We start from the raw sequence: 15978 nt of genomic DNA, 5'->3' as shown, positions 1-15978 counted from the left end.
GCTTGTATGTGCGGACTTGCGGGAGAGTTCCGCCGTGACGGTTCACGCGCCGACGTCTCGGCCGTGGAGCGGATGGCGGCCACGATGAGTGACCGAGGGCCCGACGACAGCGGCGTCTGGTCGCAGGGCCCGACCGCGCTGGGACACCGGCGCCTAAAGATCATCGACCTGTCCGCGGCGAGCGGCCAACCCATCGTGGACGCCGCCGCCGGGCTCACCGGTGTCTTCAACGGCTGCATCTACAACTATCGAGAGCTGCGCGCCGAGCTGCAGGCCAAGGGCCACCGGTTCTTCTCGTCCGGTGACAGCGAGGTCGTGGTCAAGGCGTACGCCGAGTGGGGTCTCGACTTCGTCGACCACCTGATCGGCATGTTCGCGGTGGCGATCAGCGAGCGCGACACCGGCCGCCTGGTGCTGGCCCGGGACCGCCTCGGCATCAAGCCGCTCTACCTGGCCGAGAGCCCCGGCGTGGTGCGGTTCGCCTCGACCCTGCCGGCGCTGCTCGCCGGTGGCGGCATCGACACCACCATCGACCGGGTGGCGCTCGCCCACTACCTGAGCTTCCACAGCATCGTGCCGCCGCCGCGCACGATCCTGGCCGGCGTCACCAAGCTGCCGCCTGCCACGGTCCGGGTGTACGAGGCGGACGGCTCCACCCACGAGCGGGTGTACTGGGATCCGGCGTTCAGCCGCGCCGCCGAGCGGGCCGGCTGGTCCGAGCGGGACTGGCAGGACGCGCTGCTCGACTCGCTGACCACAGCCGTACGCCGCCGCATGGTGGCCGACGTGCCGGTGGGCGTGCTGCTCTCCGGCGGCCTCGACTCCAGCCTGGTCGTCGCGCTGCTCGCCGGCGAGGGGCAGGCCCGGTCCGGCCTGGCCACGTTCTCCATCGGCTTCGACGCGGTCGGCGGCCGGGAGGGCGACGAGTTCGTCTACTCCGACCTGGTCGCGAAGACGTTCGGCACCGACCACCACCAGATCCGGGTGCCCACCGGTGACCTGCTGCCGCCGCTGGAATCCGCCGTCGCGGCCATGAGCGAACCCATGGTCAGCCACGACTGCGTCGCGTTCTGGCTGCTCAGCCAGGAGGTCGCGCGGCACGTCAAGGTGGTGCAGTCGGGCCAGGGCGCGGACGAGATCCTGGGTGGCTACCACTGGTACCCGCCGCTCGCCGGGGTGGACCGGGAGCAGGCGCTCGAGACGTACGCGAAGGCGTTCTTCGACCGCGACGCGGCCGGACTGGCCCGGGTGCTCAACCCGGCGTGGCTGGCCGACGGCGACCCGGCGCGGGAGTTCGTGGCCGCGCACCTGGGCCGCGCGGGGGCGCAGACCGCCGTCGACGCGGGCCTGCGGATCGACACCCAGGTCATGCTGACCGACGACCCGGTGAAGCGGGTCGACAACATGACCATGGCGCACGGGCTGGAGGCCCGGGTGCCGTTCCTCGACCACGAGTTCGTCGAGCTGGCCGCGAGCTGCCCGCCGGAGCTGAAGCTGGCCCAGGGCGGCAAGGGCGTACTCAAGGAGATCGGGCGCCGGGTCCTGCCGCACGAGGTCATCGACCGGCCCAAGGGCTACTTCCCGGTGCCCGGACTCACCCACCTGGAGGGCAAGCTCCTCGACCGGGTACGCGACGCGCTGACCGCGCCCGAGGCGCGCCGTCGCGACCTGTTCCGCGCCGACTACGTCGACGCGCTGCTCGCCGACCCGAATGCCGAACTGACCCCGTTGAACGGAAACAAGCTGTGGCAACTGGGACTCCTGGAAATGTGGCTCCAGAGCCACGGAATCGACTGACCGTGACGGACACCCTCGCCACCGGAACGGCGCGTACCGACCGGGAACGGGTGCTGGGCCGGCGCCGGGAACTCACCGGCCCCGGCGGTGACCCGGTCGCACCGGGTACGCCGGAGCCTCGGCAGCCGGAGACCGCGTCCGCCGACGCCTCGGGCGTGGTGCTGGACTGCGGCTGGGGCCGGCTGGTGTTCGGGCAGACGTTCGACGACCAGGTGCACGTGGCCGACGTGCTGCGCTCCGAGGCGGTCGGCGCCCGTGACATCTGCATCTACCTGCGCGACCCGCACGTGCTGGTGTCCCGGCTGCCGGACGAGCTGTTCATCGACCCGTCGCTGACGTACCGGCTGCCGCTGGGCGAGAAGCGGCCCGCCGCCACCGAGGGCGGCGAGGTCCCCGGGCTGACCGTCCGGCCGCTGCGCGACGCCGCCGACGCCGAGGCGGTGAACCGGATCTACGCGCGCAACGGCATGGTCACCGCACCGGTCGAGGTGCTGGTGGACAACGCCGGCACGGACCGGTTCCTGCACCTGGTGGCCGAGGACACCACGGGTGAGGTGGTCGGCACCATCACCGGCGTGGACCACGTCGCGGTCTTCGGCGACCCGGAGAAGGGCGCCAGCCTGTGGTGCCTCACAGTCGACTTCAACACCGCCCCGCCCGGCACCGGGCAGGCACTGCTCACCGCGCTCGCCGACCGGCTCGACGAGCGCGGCCGGGCGTTCGTGGACCTGTCCGTGCTCGCCGAGAACTCGGGCGCGATCCGGCTGTACGAGCGCCTCGGCTTCCACCGCACCGGCACGCTCTGCGTGAAGCGGAAGAACCCGATCAACGAGCGCCTGTTCCTGCCCGCCATGCCCGAGGGGTACGACGAGCTGAACCCGTACGCGAAGATCGTCGCGGACGAGGCGATGCGCCGCGGCATCCGGGTCGAGGTGACCGACCCGCACTGGGGTGAGCTGAAGCTGACCACCGGCGGCCGGACCATCCACACCCGCGAGTCGCTGTCGGAACTGACCTCGGCGGTGGCGATGAGCCGCTGCGACGACAAGCGGGTGACTCGGCGCATCCTCACCGAGGCGGGGCTGTCGGTGCCGCGCGGGCGTACCGCCACCGGCGAGCCCGACGACGTGGCGTTCCTGAACGATGTGGGTCCGGTGGTGGTCAAGCCGGCGCGGGGCGAGCAGGGCAACGGCATCACCGTCGGCGTGCGTACGCCGGAGGCCCTCACCGCGGCCGTCGAGCTGGCCCGCCGGTTCTGCCCGGACGTGCTGATCGAGGAGCTGCGCGCGGGCGAGGACCTGCGGGTCGTGGTGATCGACCACGAGGTGGTCGCCGCCGCGGTGCGTCGGCCCGCGCAGATCACGGGCGATGGCGTGCACGACATCACCGAGCTGATCGAGCGGCAGAGCCGGCGCCGGGCGGCGGCCACCGGCGGTGAGTCCCGCATCCCGGTCGACGACATGACCCGTGAGGTGGTGGCGGAGGCCGGGTACCGGATGCACGACGTGCTCCCGGAGGGCGAGGTGCTGGCGGTCCGGCGGACGGCCAACCTGCACACCGGCGGCACGATCCACGACGTGACAGCCGAGCTGCACCCGGCGATCGCCGAGGCGTGCGTCACTGCCAGCCGGGCGCTGGACATCCCGGTCACCGGGCTGGACCTGCTGGTCCCCGCCCCCGACCGGCCGGAACACGTGTTCATCGAGGCGAACGAGCGGCCCGGACTGGCCAACCACGAGCCGCAGCCGACCGCCGAGCGCTTCGTCGACCTGCTCTTCCCGGGTACCCGGGCACCGCAGCGACTCTGGTCGCCGGCCGGTGCGGCAGGCTCTGGGGCATGACCGCACGCAAACCCCAACCGCTCAAGCTCGACCTCGACTACCTCCGCCAGGTGCTGGTGGAGCTGCTGGAGATCCCCAGCCCGTCGGGGCGCACCGACCACATCCAGCAGTACGTGGGCGAGCGGCTCTCCGCGATCGGGATCAGCTCCACGCTGACCCGTCGCGGGGCGCTGAGCGCCTGTCTGCCCGGCCCCCGGTCGACCGGCGCCGACCGGGCCGTGGTGGTGCACACCGACACCATCGGCGGCATGGTGAAGCGGCTCAAGGAGAACGGCCGGCTGGAGGTCAACCCGATCGGTACGCACAGCGCCCGCTTCGCCGAGGGCGCCCATGTGCGGATCTTCACCGACGACCTGGACCGGGTGGTCACCGGCCAGGTGCTGCCCCTGAAGGCGAGCGGCCACCGCTACAACGAGGCGGTCGACCTCCAGGGCGTCGGCTGGGAACTGGTCGAGGTGCGGGTGGACGAGCCCGTACACGACGAGGCCGGGCTGCGGGCGCTCGGCATCGACGCCGGGGACTTCGTCGCGTTCCTGCCCAACCCGACCATCACCCCGAACGGGTACGTCAAGTCGCGGCACCTGGACGACAAGGCGGGCGTGGCGGCGGTGCTGACCGCGTTCAAGGCGATGGTCGACGCCGGTGTCACCCCGGCGGTCACCGCGCACCTGCTGGTCACCGTCACCGAGGAGATCGGTCACGGCGCGAGCCACGGGCTGGACCCGGACGTCGCGGAGATCGTCTCGGTGGACGCGGCTGTGGTCGCGCCGGGCCAGCAGTCCCGGGAGACCGCCGCGACGCTGGCGATGGGCGACGGGGTCGGCCCGTTCGACTACCACCTGACCCGCAACCTCGCCTCGATCGCCAAGGAGCACGGCGTCGACCTGGTCCGCGACGTGTTCGACTACTACCGCTCGGACGTGGCCGCCGCGGTCGAGGCCGGGGCGCACGCCCGGGTGGCGCTGCTCGGCTTCGGCGTGGACGCCACCCACGGCCACGAGCGCACCCACCTCGACGGTCTGCACCAGCTCACCCAGCTGCTCTGCCTCTACCTCCAGAGCCCGCTGGTCTTCCCCGAGTGGGACGCCGAGCCGGAGGGCGACCTGGCCGACTTCCCGTCGCTCGCAGTGCAGCCGGCGAATGAAGAGGGCCCGCGCGAGGGCCCGATCGGCCTGGACTGACGCCTGTGATCGAAATCCGTTGCCGCGGCCGCCGGGAAGTGGATAGCGTGGCGGTACACGGGAAAGGAGGTGGTCCAGACTTGTATAGCAATCGGACTCGTGAGGTGGCTGTCCGCTAGCCGCTGTCCTCGACAGTGAAAACTCGTCCGCCGCGAGGCGGGCATGCACGATCGTCGAGACCGTGTGGCAGCGGTGCGGCGAAACCACGACAGCCACCCGACCCCCGGGGTGCCGGCCCAGTCCAGCCGGCCCGCGCGTGAGCGCGGAAGCCCCGGGGGTCGCTTTTTGCCTTCCGGAGGATGCCGTGTCCATGCGTGAGCTGGTGGTGCTCGGTACGGCCAGCCAGGCCCCGACCCGGCAACGCAACCACAACGCCTACCTGCTGCGCTGGGACGACGAGGTGATCCTCTTCGATCCGGGCGAGGGCAGCCAGCGGCAGATGCTGCACACCGGGGTCACCGCCACCGACCTGACCCGGATCTGCGTCACCCACTTCCACGGCGACCACTGCCTCGGCCTGCCCGGCATGATCCAGCGCCTCTCGCTCGACCGCGTACCGCGCCCGGTGGCTGTGCATTTCCCGGCCGGCGGCGCCGAGTACTTCGCCCGGCTGCGCCACGCCTCCAGCTTCTACGAGACCGCCGAACTCGCAGTCGAGCCGATCGACGCCGACGGGCAGCGGATCACGCTGGGCATCGGCACGCTGGAGGCCCGCCGGCTGCGGCACCCGATCGAGACGTACGGGTACCGCCTGGTCGAGCCGGACGGCTGCCGGATGCTGCCGGAGCGGCTGGCCGCGTACGGCATCGCCGGTCCGGACGTGGGGCGGCTGCTGCGCGACGGGCACCTGGACCGCGACGGACGCCGCGTCACCCGGGACGAGGTGAGCGTGACCCGGCCGGGGCAACGGTTCGCGTTCGTAATGGACACCGGGCTCTGCGACGGCGTGTACGCGCTGGCCGAGCACGCCGACCTGCTGGTGATCGAGTCGACGTTCCTGGAGTCGGAGGCGGCGCTCGCCGCCGAGGTCGGGCACCTCACCGCCGGTCAGGCCGCGCGGGTGGCGGCCGAGTCGGGGGTACGCACGCTCGTGCTCACCCACTTCTCCCAGCGGTACGCCGACCCGCGCCGGTTCCACGACGAGGCCCGGGAGCACTTCTCCGGTGATCTGGTGATCGCCGAGGATCTCCAGACGGTGCAGGTGCCGCCCCGGCGGGTACCGTCGCCCGGGTGACGATCTCCCTACGTTCCGCGACCGGGGCCGACCTGATGGCGGTCGGCGCCCTGCACCAGCGCTCCCGGACGGCGGCGTACTCGTCGTTCCTGCCGTCCGAGGCGCTGGCCGACCCGACGCCCGAGGCGATGGGCCGTTACTGGGTGGAGCGGCTGACCTGGGAGGGCGCCGACCACCGGATGACGGTGGCCGAGCGGGACGGGCGGCTGGTGGGCTTCAGCTACCTCGGGCCGGACGACGAGGGCGACCCGGCGACCGGGCTGCTCAACGCGATCCACCTGGAGCCGTCCGAGCGGGGCAGGGGCACCGGGCGGGCGCTGATGGTGGACGCGCTCGACGCGATGCGGGCCCGGGGATGGACGCGCGCGGTGCTGTGGGTGCTGCGGGACAACGCCGTCGCGCGGGGGTTCTACGAGCGCGGCGGCTGGACCGCCACCGGTGAGCAGCGGGACGAGCACATCGGCCGGGTGCTCGTCCCCCAGCTCCGCTACGCCCGCCGCTTGTAAGGAAGGGCCCCTTCTTAACGCCTCCGGTAGAGGAAGGGCCCCCTTTTAACACCGAGTGTTAAAAAGGGGGCCCTTCCTTACACCGCAGGGTCAGCGGGCGCCGAGGTGGGCCAGCAGGTCCTGGCGGGTCAGCACGCCCTTGGGCTTGCCGTCGACCAGCACCAGCGCCGCGTCCGCCTTCTCCAGCAGTCCGACCGCCTCGCTCACCGGCTGGCCGCCGCCGATCATCGGCAGCGGCTCGCCCATGTGCCGCTCGATCGTGTCGTGCAGGTGGGCCTGGCCGGTGAACAGCGCGTCGAGCAGGTCCTTCTCGGCGATCGAGCCGGCCACCTCACCGGTCACCACCGGCGGCTCGGCCTTGAGCACCGGGAGCTGGGAGACCCCGTACTCGCGCATGTAGTCGATGGCGTCGCGGACCGTCTCGGTCGGGTGCACGTGCACCAGCTCGGGCAGGCCACCGGGCTTGCCGGTGAGCGCGTCGGCGACGGTCGGCTCGGTGCCCGAGTCGTCAAGGAAGCCGTACCGGGCCATCCACTTGTCGTTGAAGATTTTCGAGAGGTAGCCCCGGCCGCCGTCCGGCAGCAGCACCACGATCACGTCGTCCGGGCCGGCCTTGCGGGCCACCTCCAGCGCGCCCACCACGGCCATGCCGCAGGAGCCGCCGACCAGCAGACCCTCCTCGCGGGCCAGCCGGCGGGTCATCTCGAAGGACTCCTTGTCCGACACCTCGACGATCTCGTCGGCGATCCCCCGGTCGTACGTCTCCGGCCAGAAGTCCTCACCGACGCCCTCGACCAGGTACGGCCGGCCGGTGCCGCCCGAGTAGACCGAGCCCTCCGGGTCCGCGCCGATCACCTTGACCCGGCCCTCGGACGCCTCCTTGAGGTAGCGGCCGATGCCGGAGATGGTGCCGCCGGTGCCGACGCCCGCGACGAAGTGGGTGATCTTCCCCTCGGTCTGCCGCCACAGCTCCGGACCGGTGGTCTCGTAGTGCGAGCGCGGGTTGGCCGGGTTGCTGTACTGGTTGGGCTTCCACGCGCCGGGGATCTCCCGGGCCAGCCGGTCGGAGACGTTGTAGTAGGAGCGCGGGTCCTCCGGCGCGACGGCGGTCGGGCAGACCACCACCTCGGCGCCGTACGCGCGCAGCACGTCCTGCTTGTCCTGGCTGACCTTGTCGGGGCAGACGAAGACGCAGCGGTAGCCCTTGAGCTGGGCCACCAGGGCCAGCCCGACGCCCGTGTTGCCGCTGGTCGGCTCCACGATCGTGCCGCCCGGCCGCAGGATGCCCGCCTTCTCGGCGTCCTCCACCATGCGCATCGCGATCCGGTCCTTGACCGAGCCGCCCGGGTTCACATACTCCACCTTCGCCAGCACGGTGGCCTGAATGCCCTCGGTGACGTTGCGCAGGCGTACCAGCGGGGTGTTGCCGATCAGCTCGACGACGTTGTCGTAGTACTGCACCTCGTTGTGCCCTTCGTCGCGCCGCCGTCGTGGGGCGGTCGGTCAGCCGTCAGTTCGCCGACCAGCGTACGTGCCGTCAGGGCACCACATGCCCGGGGATGACGGAGCTGCGACGTGCCTCCCACTCCAGGAACCGCTCGGTCTCGGCGAGCACGCTGCCCGCCAGCCAGGTGACCATGACCGCGTCGTCGGCCAGCCCGAAGATCGCCAGCGGGATCTCCGGGAGCAGGTCGATCGGGGAGACGATGTACGCCGTCGCCCCGGCCATCAGCGCCAGGCGCAGGCCACCGTCGTACTCGCCCCTGGTGGTCGCGCGGATCATCCGCGGCAGCGCCGCCAGCCGTGCCCCGAGCGACGGCCCGCCCCGCGTGCCCGCCGCCAGCGCCCGGGCCAGCGCCGCGAACGCGGCACTGCGCTTCAACGTCTTCCCCATGATTTCGCCCCTCTCCGCCCGACCATGGTGCGGCCCGGTGGCAAGCCCGCGTCCGCTGCACCCATCGGTACCCGATCCGGGCACCGCCCAGCCATCCGATCAAGGACAGCAGTGGTCGTACCGGCGCGATACTGTCGGTTCATGGGGGACGCTGGTTCCGTCGCGCCGGTCCGCCGGCAGCGCGCCCGGCAGATCGCCCGCCTCGCGGCGATCGGCACGGGCGCCACGGTGGCGGCCACCGCCGCCACCGGCGGGGTGCTGCTCGGCCAGGCCCGTCAGGCCCGCCGCACCATCCCGATGGCGCAGGCCCCGCCGCCGCGCTGCGACGGTGTGTACGGCGCGAGACTGCCCGGCCCGCCGATCACCATGGTCATCCTGGGCGACTCCTCAGCGGCCGGGTACGGCGTGCACAGGCGCCGGGAGACACCGGGCTCGCTGCTGGCCACCGGGCTGTCCCGCCGCCTGCACCGACCGGTCCGGCTGCACCGGTTCGCCGTGGTCGGTGCGCTGTCCTCAGGGCTGAAGCCGCAGGTCGAATCCGCCCTGGAGGTCGAGCCGGACGTGGCCGTGATCCTGGTCGGCGGCAACGACGTCACCAACCGCTCACCGTTCTCGGTAGCGGTGCGCTACCTGGTCGACGCGGTCCGTACGCTCCGGGCGGCCGGCTGCGAGGTGGTCGTCGGCACCTGCCCCGACCTGGGCACCATCCGGCCGATCCAGCCGCCGCTGCGCTGGCTGGCCCGGCGCTGGAGCCGCCAGCTCGCCGCCGCGCAGACGGTGGGCGTGGTCGAGGCCGGCGGCCGTGCCGTCTCGCTCGGCGACATGCTCGGGCCGCGGTTCGCCGCCGAGCCCGGGCGGATGTTCGCCTGGGACCGGTTCCACCCCTCCGCCGAGGGGTACGCGATAGCCGCGGCGGCATTGCTGCCCACCGTGCTGTCCGCGTTGGGCGCGGTCCCGGAACGCAGGCCTGTCCTGCCCGGCGTGGAAGGCGTACGGTCGCTCCCGGAGGCCGCCCACCAGGCGGCCCGGCACGCCGGCACGGAGGTCAGCGGCGCCCAGCTCCGGGGTCGCGACCGCGGACCGGGCGGGCGGTGGGCGCAGCTTCGCCGGCGGGCCTTCTTCGGCGTCGGCGCGGTGCCACCGACCGGCAGCGCCGCCGACTCGGCAACGCTGGAGGGAACGGCATGAGCGAGCGCAGCGAGCGAATCGGCCGGCTCAGCGCGAAGGTGCCTCATGGCGGCACGGAGCGAAGCGGAGTGACGTCATGAGCGAGCGCAGCGAGCGAATCAGCCGGCTCAGCGCGAAGGTGCCTCATGGCGGCACGGAGCGAAGCGGAGTGACGTCATGAGCGAGCGCAGCGAGCGAATCGGCCGGCTCAGCGCGAAGGTGCCTCATGGCGGCACGGAGCGAAGCGGAGTGGCGTCATGAGCGAGCGGAACGAGGTGGCCCGGTGGGGCCGGGCGGCGGCCCTGTCGCTGCTGGCCGGGACGGTGGGCGGCGCGGCGGTCCTCGCCGGCCAGGCCATCGCCGCCCGCACCCGCGAGTACGCCCAGCCCGAGCTGGGTCTGGTGCTGCGCGCGACGGTCGGCCGTGCGGACGCCCCGCCGCTGCGGCTGGTGCTGCTGGGTGACTCGTCGGCGCTCGGCGTGGGCGTCGACCGGTTCGAGGACACCATCGGCGGTCAGCTCGCCAACCTGCTCGCCGAGGGGCCGACCGGCCGCCGGGTGCAGCTGTCCAGCGTGGGGGTCTCCGGCTCGCGCGCCACCGACCTGGCCACCCAGGTGGCCCGGTCGCTGCTCGGTGAGCGGCCGGACGTGGCTGTGGTGCTGATCGGGGCGAACGACGCCACCGCGATGTCCCGGCCCGGCGACGCGGCGGCCTATCTCGGCTCGGCGGTACGCCGTCTGCGGGAGGCGCACGTCGAGGTGGTGGTGGGCACGTGTCCCGATCTCGGCGCGGTACGCGCGGTCGCCGCACCGTTGCGTCAGGTGCTCGGCTGGTCCGGGCGGCGGATGGCGCGGGCCCAGACCGCGGCCGTGCTGAACGCCGGCGGAACCGTCGTCGACCTGGGCACCGAGACCGGTCCGGTGTTCCGCGCGGACGCGGGCACGCTCTGCCACGACGGCTTCCACCCGTCGGCCGACGGGTACCGGGTCTGGGCGCACGCCCTGCTCCCGGCGGTCGAGGCCGCGGCGGCCGTCGCGTTCCGGCACCACCGGCGACCGCCCACGGGGTGACATTTCCCGCCCGCCTCGCGGCTTCCCGGGCATGTTACTCGCGCGTTAACGTTGGTTCATGCCGATTGAGTCGCCCCGCGACGCCGTCATCGTCGCCACCGCCCGGTCCCCCATCGGCCGCGCGTTCAAGGGTTCCCTCCGCGAGGTCCGCCCAGACGACCTCGCCGCCACCATCGTCCAGGCCGCCCTCGACAAGGTCCCGGCGCTCGATCCCACCACCATCGACGACCTCTACCTCGGGTGCGGTCTGCCCGGCGGCGAGCAGGGCTTCAACATGGCCCGGGTGGTCGCCACCCTGATGGGCCTGGACGGCCTGCCCGGCGCCACGCTGACCCGCTACTGCGCGTCCTCGCTCCAGACCACCCGGATGGCGATGCACGCGATCCGGGCCGGTGAGGGTGACGTGTTCATCTCCGCCGGTGTGGAGATGGTCTCCCGGTACGCGCGGGGCAACTCGGACACGCTGCCGCCGGAGGCGCAGGCCCTCGTCGGCGGCGGCTGGGAGAACCCGCGCTTCGCCGAGGCCCGGGAGCGTTCCGCGGCCCGCGCCCAGGGCGGCTCCGAGGTGTGGACCGACCCGCGCGAGGCCGGGCAGCTCCCCGACATCTACCTCGCCATGGGGCAGACCGCGGAGAACCTGGCCCAGGCGTACGACGTGACCCGCGAGGACATGGACGCGTTCGGCGTCCGCAGCCAGAACCTCGCCGAGAAGGCGATCGCTGACGGCTTCTGGGCCCGTGAGATCACCCCGGTCACCACGCCGGACGGCACGGTGGTCAGCACCGACGACGGCCCGCGTGCCGGTGTGACACTGGAGGCGGTGGCCGGTCTGAAGCCGGTGTTCCGCCCGGACGGCCGGATCACCGCTGGCAACTGCTGCCCGCTCAACGACGGCGCCGCCGCCGTGGTGATCATGAGCGCGCAGCGCGCGTCCGAGCTGGGGCTCACCCCGCTGGCCCGGATCGTCTCCACCGGTGTCACCGCGCTCTCCCCCGAGATCATGGGTCTGGGCCCGGTCGAGGCGTCGAAGCAGGCGCTCAAGCGGGCCGGCATGACCATCGACGACGTCGACCTGGTCGAGATCAACGAGGCGTTCGCCGCCCAGGTGATCCCCTCGTACCGGCAGCTCGGCATCCCGGAGGAGAAGCTGAACGTCGCCGGTGGCGCGATCGCCGTCGGTCACCCGTTCGGCATGACCGGTGCCCGGATCACCGGCACGCTGCTCAACGCGCTGGAGTGGCACGACAAGACCATCGGTCTGGAGACCATGTGCGTCGGCGGTGGCCAGGGCATGGCGATGGTGCTCGAACGACTGAGCTGAGACCGGTTCGCCGGTGCGCGGGCCGGGTACGGGAGGCCGCATGGCGACCGTCGTGGAACGTGAGCGCAAGTACTCCGGCGACGAGGGTTTCCGGCTGCCCGACCTGACCGGGTGCGGTGGCGTCGTGACCATGTCCGACGCCACCGTCTCGGATCTGGACGCCGTCTACTGGGACACCGACGACCTGCTCCTGCTACGCAGCGGGCACGCGCTGCGCAGGCGTACCGGCGGGCACGACGCGGGCTGGCACCTCAAGGTGGGCGCGGTCGGTGGTGCCCGGGTCGAGCACCAGTTCCCGGCCGGGGCGTCCGACGACGGCCCGCCGCCCGAGCTGGTCGCGCTGATCCGGGGCGCGTCGCGCGGCCGGCCTGTGGCACCGGCGGCCCGGGTCGTCAACCGCCGCCGGGAACACCGGCTGCTGGGTGCGGACGGCCGGGTGCTTGCCGAGGTGGCCGAGGACGACGTCCGATCCGAGGACCTGGTGGACGGCGCCGCGCGGACCTGGCACGAGATCGAGATCGAGCTGGTCGAGGGCGACGAGGAGCTGCTCGACGCGCTCGGGGAGCGGCTTCGCGCGGCAGGCGCCCGCGAGGTAACGGTCAGCAAGTCGCACCGGGCCGTCGCCGGCCGGATCGAGCGCTTCGACGACCGGGAACCGGACGGCCCGGCGGCGCCGGTCCTCGCGTACGTCCGGGTGCAGCGGGACGCGATCGTCGGCAACCACGCGGCCGGGTACCAGGGGAACGAGGACGCGGTCCACGACATGCGCGTCGCGACCCGCCGGTTGCGGGCGACGCTGCGTACCTTCCGGGGGTTGTGGGACCGCCGCGAGAGCGAGGCGGTCCGGGCCGAGCTGCGCCGCCTCGGCGGCGAGCTGGGCCGGGTCCGCGACACCCAGGTGATGGCCGCCCGGCTCACCGAGGCGGTGCACGAGCTGCCGGACGAGCTGGTGCTCGGTCCGGTGGCGGCGCGGATCGGCGAACGGTTCGCCGCCGATCTGGCCGAGGCGACCACCGCGCTGCGGTCCGCGCTGGACTCCGACCGCTATCCCGCCCTGCTGACCCGCCTCGACCGGCTGGCCGACGCCCCGCCCGCCGACGTCGGCCGGCGCTGGACGGACCGCCGGATCCGCAAGGCGGTGCGCCGCGCCGACACCCGGCTGGACCGGGCGCTCGCCACCACCGGGCCGGACAGGGACGCCGCGCTGCACGAGGCACGCAAGAAGCTCAAGGCCGCCCGCTACGCGGTGGAGGTGCGCGAGCCGGTCGTCGGCAAGCGGGCCGCCCGCCTGGTGAAGCGGCTCAAGGCGCTCCAGGATCTGCTCGGCACCCACCAGGACTCGGTGGTCACGCGGGAGGTGCTGCGACGGCAGGCGCTCCAGGCGTACGCCGACGGCGAGAACACGTTCACCTACGGCCTGCTGCACGCGAGGCAGGCCGAGGCCGCCGGCCACGACCGCCCGGCGGTCCTGCGGGCCCGCGACCGGTCACGACACCGCAAGGTACGCCGCTGGCTGAAGCCCTGACCGTCCCTCCTTCTCCCCGTCCCCCACTCCGTCGATCATGAAGTTGACGGGGATCCGCGTCCGTTTTGTCGCCGCCAACTTCATGATCAACCCGACTAAGGGCGGGGGTCAGAGGGCGGTGCGGGTTCGGGTTACCTGGGCGGTGGCCTCGGTGAGCACCGGCTCGGGCGGGTCGGCGAGCGTCAGGTCGGCGGTGACCACGCGGAGCTGGTCGGGCAGGGCCAGGTCGCTGGGGAGGCGGGGCACCTCGCGGCGCGGCTCACCGGCCGCGTCGGCGGCCAGGTTGGCGATCTCCTGGACCAGCTTGTGCACCAGGTCGGCGCGGGACACGTTGCCGCCGTCCGCCTTGGCCGACCAGCGCGGCTGCTGCCAGTGCCCGACCTGTCGGACCAGCAGGGTCACCGCCCGGTCCAGTTCCGCTGCGCTCATCGCCGCCGAGTCTACGGCGACACCAGGCCGGAGCGTGCTCAGCCGGCGTCAGCGGCGTACGTAGCTGAGCAGGCGGAGGATCTGCCAGTACAGGAAGATCAGCCCGACCAGCAGACCGAAGGCGCAGTACCAGGCGTAGCGGCGGGGCAGCCGGTTCGCGGCCGACCGCTCGACCAGGTCGAAGTCGAGGATGAAACTGAGCGCGCCCGCGATGATCGCCACCACCGAGAACAGGTACGGCAGCCAGCCCACCCGGTCGCTGAGGCTGTAGACGACCACCCCCTGCCGCCCGGTGAACAGGTACGCGAACAGGTTGACCAGGCCGATCGCCACGATCCCGACGAGCCTGCCGATGACCAGCCGGGCCAGGCGCGGGGTGGCGCGTACCAGCCGGGCCCGGTAGAGCACGGCCATGCCGAGGAAGACGCCGAACGTGCCGATCACCGCCTGCGCCACGATGCCCGGATAGACCATCTCGAAGGCGCGGCTGGCCACCCCGAGCAGCACGCCCTGGAGCACCGCGTACCCGACGATGACCGGCGGGCTGGTGATCTGCTTCAGCGAGATGACGAGCACCAGGGCGAGGCTGGCCAGCGCGCTCCCGGCGAGTGCGGCGGAGATCCACGCGGCCTGCGGCACCACCACCCAGGACACCGCCGCCGTGACGCCGGTGATCAGCAGCAGACCCACGGTCCGGCTGATCACGTCGGCCACCGTCATCGTGTCGGCGGTACCGACGCCGAGCACCTGCCGCTCGGCGCGGCCGACGTCGTCCAGCCGGTCCAGCACCGGGTTGGCACTGCGCACCGTGACCACCTCCCGCCCACGTACCCGGATCCCACTCTGCCCCGGGCGGTCCGGCGGGGACGGGGAAACGGCGACGCCCGCCGCCGCGGATGCGGCAGGCGGGCGTCGTCGGGGAGGGCGTGATGTCAGTCGTCGCCCTGGAAGTAGCTGAGCAGCCGCAGGATCTCGATGTAGAGCCAGACCAGGCCGACCACGATGCCGAAGGCGGCGGTCCAGGAGTAGCGCTGCGGGAGGCCCATCCGGACCCCCTCCTCGATGTCGGCGAAGTTGAGCACGAAGCTCAGCGACGCCACCACGATGCAGACCAGGCTGAAGCCGATCGCGAGCGGGCTGCCGTCACGCAGGTGCGTGTTCACGCCGAACAGCGCCAGCACCAGGTTGACCAGCATCACGCCGAACAGGCCGGCCATGATCGCCACCATGATCCGGGCGAACTTCGGCGTGGCCCGGATGATCCGCGCCTTGTAGATCATCGCCATCAGGAAGAACACGCCGAACGTGGCCACGACCGCCTGGAGCACGATGCCGTCGTAGAGCGACTCGAACGCCTTGCTGACCATGCCGACGAAGACGCCCTCGATGACCGAGTACGCCACGACGAGCGCCGGGTTGGCCATCCGCGAGAACGAGATGATCAGGCCGAGCACCAGGCCGACGACCGCGGCACCGATCCACGCGACGCCGACGAGCGAGTCCGGCACGAGCACCCAGGCCGCCGCGGCCGAGGCGCCGAGGATGGCGAGCATGAGGACCGTCTTGACGACCACGTCGTCGAGGGTCATCGGGGTCACGGTGGGCGGAGCCACCGGCTGGCCGTAGCCGCCCGGGTAGGGCTGGGCGTAGGGCTGCTGGGGGTACTGCTGCTGCGGGTACTGCTGGGGGTATCCGGGCTGACCGTACGGCCCGGGCTGGGCGTACCCGGCCGCCCGCTCACGCTCTGCCGCCTGGCCGAGCCGGGCGAGCACCGGGTTCGAGGTCTTCACTTCTCAGGCCTCCCTCAGGGGGTCGATCGCACGTAGACGTGCTACTCCAGGGTAGACGTGGCCGCAATCGCGCGTGCTACGGCTAGCTGTGGGAAAGCTGAGAGTTCACGTGCCCGGGGCGGGGGTCGAACCCGCACGCCTTGCGGCAGCCGCTTTTAAGGCGGCCGTGTCTGCCGTTCCACCACCCGGGCGGGTGACACCGGCGCGTCGACACGCGGCGGTG

The 15978-nt window shown here is 72.6% G+C and carries 14 protein-coding genes and 1 tRNA gene; 9 read left to right on the top strand and 6 right to left on the bottom strand.

The window, feature by feature from the left end:
• Positions 1 to 6: 6 nt before the first annotated feature.
• The 5 genes from ML5_RS05870 (at position 7) to ML5_RS05850 (ending at position 6559) form a co-directional block, all read left to right on the top strand.
• On the top strand, positions 7 to 1797 hold the full coding sequence (locus ML5_RS05870) for an N-acetylglutaminylglutamine amidotransferase (RefSeq protein ID WP_013284126.1): 1791 nt from the start codon (positions 7 to 9) through the stop codon (positions 1795 to 1797).
• A 2-nt stretch (positions 1798 to 1799) separates the two neighbouring features.
• Positions 1800 to 3638, top strand: coding sequence for an N-acetylglutaminylglutamine synthetase (gene ngg / locus ML5_RS05865; protein WP_013284125.1), 1839 nt, complete (start codon positions 1800 to 1802; stop codon positions 3636 to 3638).
• Entirely contained in the window at positions 3635 to 4819 is a 1185-nt protein-coding gene (locus ML5_RS05860) for an osmoprotectant NAGGN system M42 family peptidase (RefSeq protein ID WP_013474062.1), read from the top strand. Before ngg ends, ML5_RS05860 begins: the two co-directional genes overlap by 4 nt.
• A 304-nt stretch (positions 4820 to 5123) precedes the next feature.
• Positions 5124 to 6053: a ribonuclease Z gene (locus ML5_RS05855; protein ID WP_013474061.1), complete on the top strand. Its 930-nt coding sequence runs from the start codon at positions 5124 to 5126 to the stop codon at positions 6051 to 6053.
• Positions 6050 to 6559 (top strand): GNAT family N-acetyltransferase, encoded by a 510-nt coding sequence (locus tag ML5_RS05850; protein ID WP_013474060.1) that lies wholly within the window; start codon positions 6050 to 6052, stop codon positions 6557 to 6559. Before ML5_RS05855 ends, ML5_RS05850 begins: the two co-directional genes overlap by 4 nt.
• Before the next feature lie 90 nt (positions 6560 to 6649).
• On the opposite strand, the gene ML5_RS05845 is transcribed toward ML5_RS05850, so the two are convergent.
• Both ML5_RS05845 and ML5_RS05840 read right to left on the bottom strand, forming a co-directional pair.
• Positions 6650 to 8020, bottom strand: a complete 1371-nt coding sequence (locus ML5_RS05845) for a cystathionine beta-synthase (RefSeq protein ID WP_013474059.1) — start codon at positions 8018 to 8020, stop codon at positions 6650 to 6652.
• Between the two features lie 76 nt (positions 8021 to 8096).
• Positions 8097 to 8453, bottom strand: a complete 357-nt coding sequence (locus ML5_RS05840) for a YkvA family protein (RefSeq protein ID WP_013474058.1) — start codon at positions 8451 to 8453, stop codon at positions 8097 to 8099.
• Between the two features lie 141 nt (positions 8454 to 8594).
• On the opposite strand from ML5_RS05840, the gene ML5_RS05835 reads away from it, so the two are divergent.
• From ML5_RS05835 to ML5_RS05820, 4 genes are all read left to right on the top strand, one after another.
• Positions 8595 to 9641, top strand: a complete 1047-nt coding sequence (locus ML5_RS05835; protein WP_030271236.1) for a GDSL-type esterase/lipase family protein — start codon at positions 8595 to 8597, stop codon at positions 9639 to 9641.
• A 236-nt stretch (positions 9642 to 9877) separates the two neighbouring features.
• Entirely contained in the window at positions 9878 to 10690 is an 813-nt protein-coding gene (locus ML5_RS05830; RefSeq protein ID WP_013474056.1) for an SGNH/GDSL hydrolase family protein, read from the top strand.
• 58 nt (positions 10691 to 10748) lie between these two features.
• On the top strand, positions 10749 to 12011 hold the full coding sequence (locus tag ML5_RS05825) for an acetyl-CoA C-acetyltransferase (RefSeq protein ID WP_013284117.1): 1263 nt from the start codon (positions 10749 to 10751) through the stop codon (positions 12009 to 12011).
• A 40-nt stretch (positions 12012 to 12051) separates the two neighbouring features.
• Positions 12052 to 13536, top strand: a complete 1485-nt coding sequence (locus tag ML5_RS05820) for a CYTH and CHAD domain-containing protein (RefSeq protein WP_013474055.1) — start codon at positions 12052 to 12054, stop codon at positions 13534 to 13536.
• A gap of 108 nt (positions 13537 to 13644) precedes the next feature.
• Here ML5_RS05820 and ML5_RS05815 read toward each other — a convergent pair whose 3' ends face one another.
• From ML5_RS05815 to ML5_RS05800, 4 genes are all read right to left on the bottom strand, one after another.
• Positions 13645 to 13965: a hypothetical protein gene (locus tag ML5_RS05815; protein ID WP_013284115.1), complete on the bottom strand. Its 321-nt coding sequence runs from the start codon at positions 13963 to 13965 to the stop codon at positions 13645 to 13647.
• Between the two features lie 48 nt (positions 13966 to 14013).
• Complete coding sequence (locus ML5_RS05810; RefSeq protein WP_013474054.1) at positions 14014 to 14772, bottom strand: Bax inhibitor-1/YccA family protein; 759 nt, start codon at positions 14770 to 14772, stop codon at positions 14014 to 14016.
• Positions 14773 to 14897: 125 nt separating this feature from the next.
• Complete coding sequence (locus ML5_RS05805; RefSeq protein WP_013284113.1) at positions 14898 to 15755, bottom strand: Bax inhibitor-1/YccA family protein; 858 nt, start codon at positions 15753 to 15755, stop codon at positions 14898 to 14900.
• A gap of 110 nt (positions 15756 to 15865) precedes the next feature.
• Positions 15866 to 15946 (bottom strand) — tRNA-Leu (locus tag ML5_RS05800).
• Between the last annotated feature and the right edge of the window lie 32 nt (positions 15947 to 15978).

The organism is Micromonospora sp. L5 (assembly GCF_000177655.2).
Classification (GTDB): Bacteria; Actinomycetota; Actinomycetes; order Mycobacteriales; family Micromonosporaceae; genus Micromonospora; species Micromonospora aurantiaca.
Note: the sequence above shows the minus strand (reverse complement) of the source record. Positions and strands in the feature narration are given on the sequence as shown.

What these genes read in the sequence shown, in the direction of transcription:
- ML5_RS05870 (WP_013284126.1), top strand. Translation starts at nt 7, where the DNA reads ATGTGCGGACTTGCGGGAGAGTTCCGCCGTGACGGTTCACGCGCCGAC.
- ML5_RS05860 (WP_013474062.1), top strand. Translation starts at nt 3,635, where the DNA reads ATGACCGCACGCAAACCCCAACCGCTCAAGCTCGACCTCGACTACCTC.
- ML5_RS05840 (WP_013474058.1), bottom strand. Translation starts at nt 8,453, where the DNA reads ATGGGGAAGACGTTGAAGCGCAGTGCCGCGTTCGCGGCGCTGGCCCGG.
- ML5_RS05835 (WP_030271236.1), top strand. Translation starts at nt 8,595, where the DNA reads ATGGGGGACGCTGGTTCCGTCGCGCCGGTCCGCCGGCAGCGCGCCCGG.
- ML5_RS05830 (WP_013474056.1), top strand. Translation starts at nt 9,878, where the DNA reads ATGAGCGAGCGGAACGAGGTGGCCCGGTGGGGCCGGGCGGCGGCCCTG.
- ML5_RS05825 (WP_013284117.1), top strand. Translation starts at nt 10,749, where the DNA reads ATGCCGATTGAGTCGCCCCGCGACGCCGTCATCGTCGCCACCGCCCGG.
- ML5_RS05820 (WP_013474055.1), top strand. Translation starts at nt 12,052, where the DNA reads ATGGCGACCGTCGTGGAACGTGAGCGCAAGTACTCCGGCGACGAGGGT.
- ML5_RS05815 (WP_013284115.1), bottom strand. Translation starts at nt 13,965, where the DNA reads ATGAGCGCAGCGGAACTGGACCGGGCGGTGACCCTGCTGGTCCGACAG.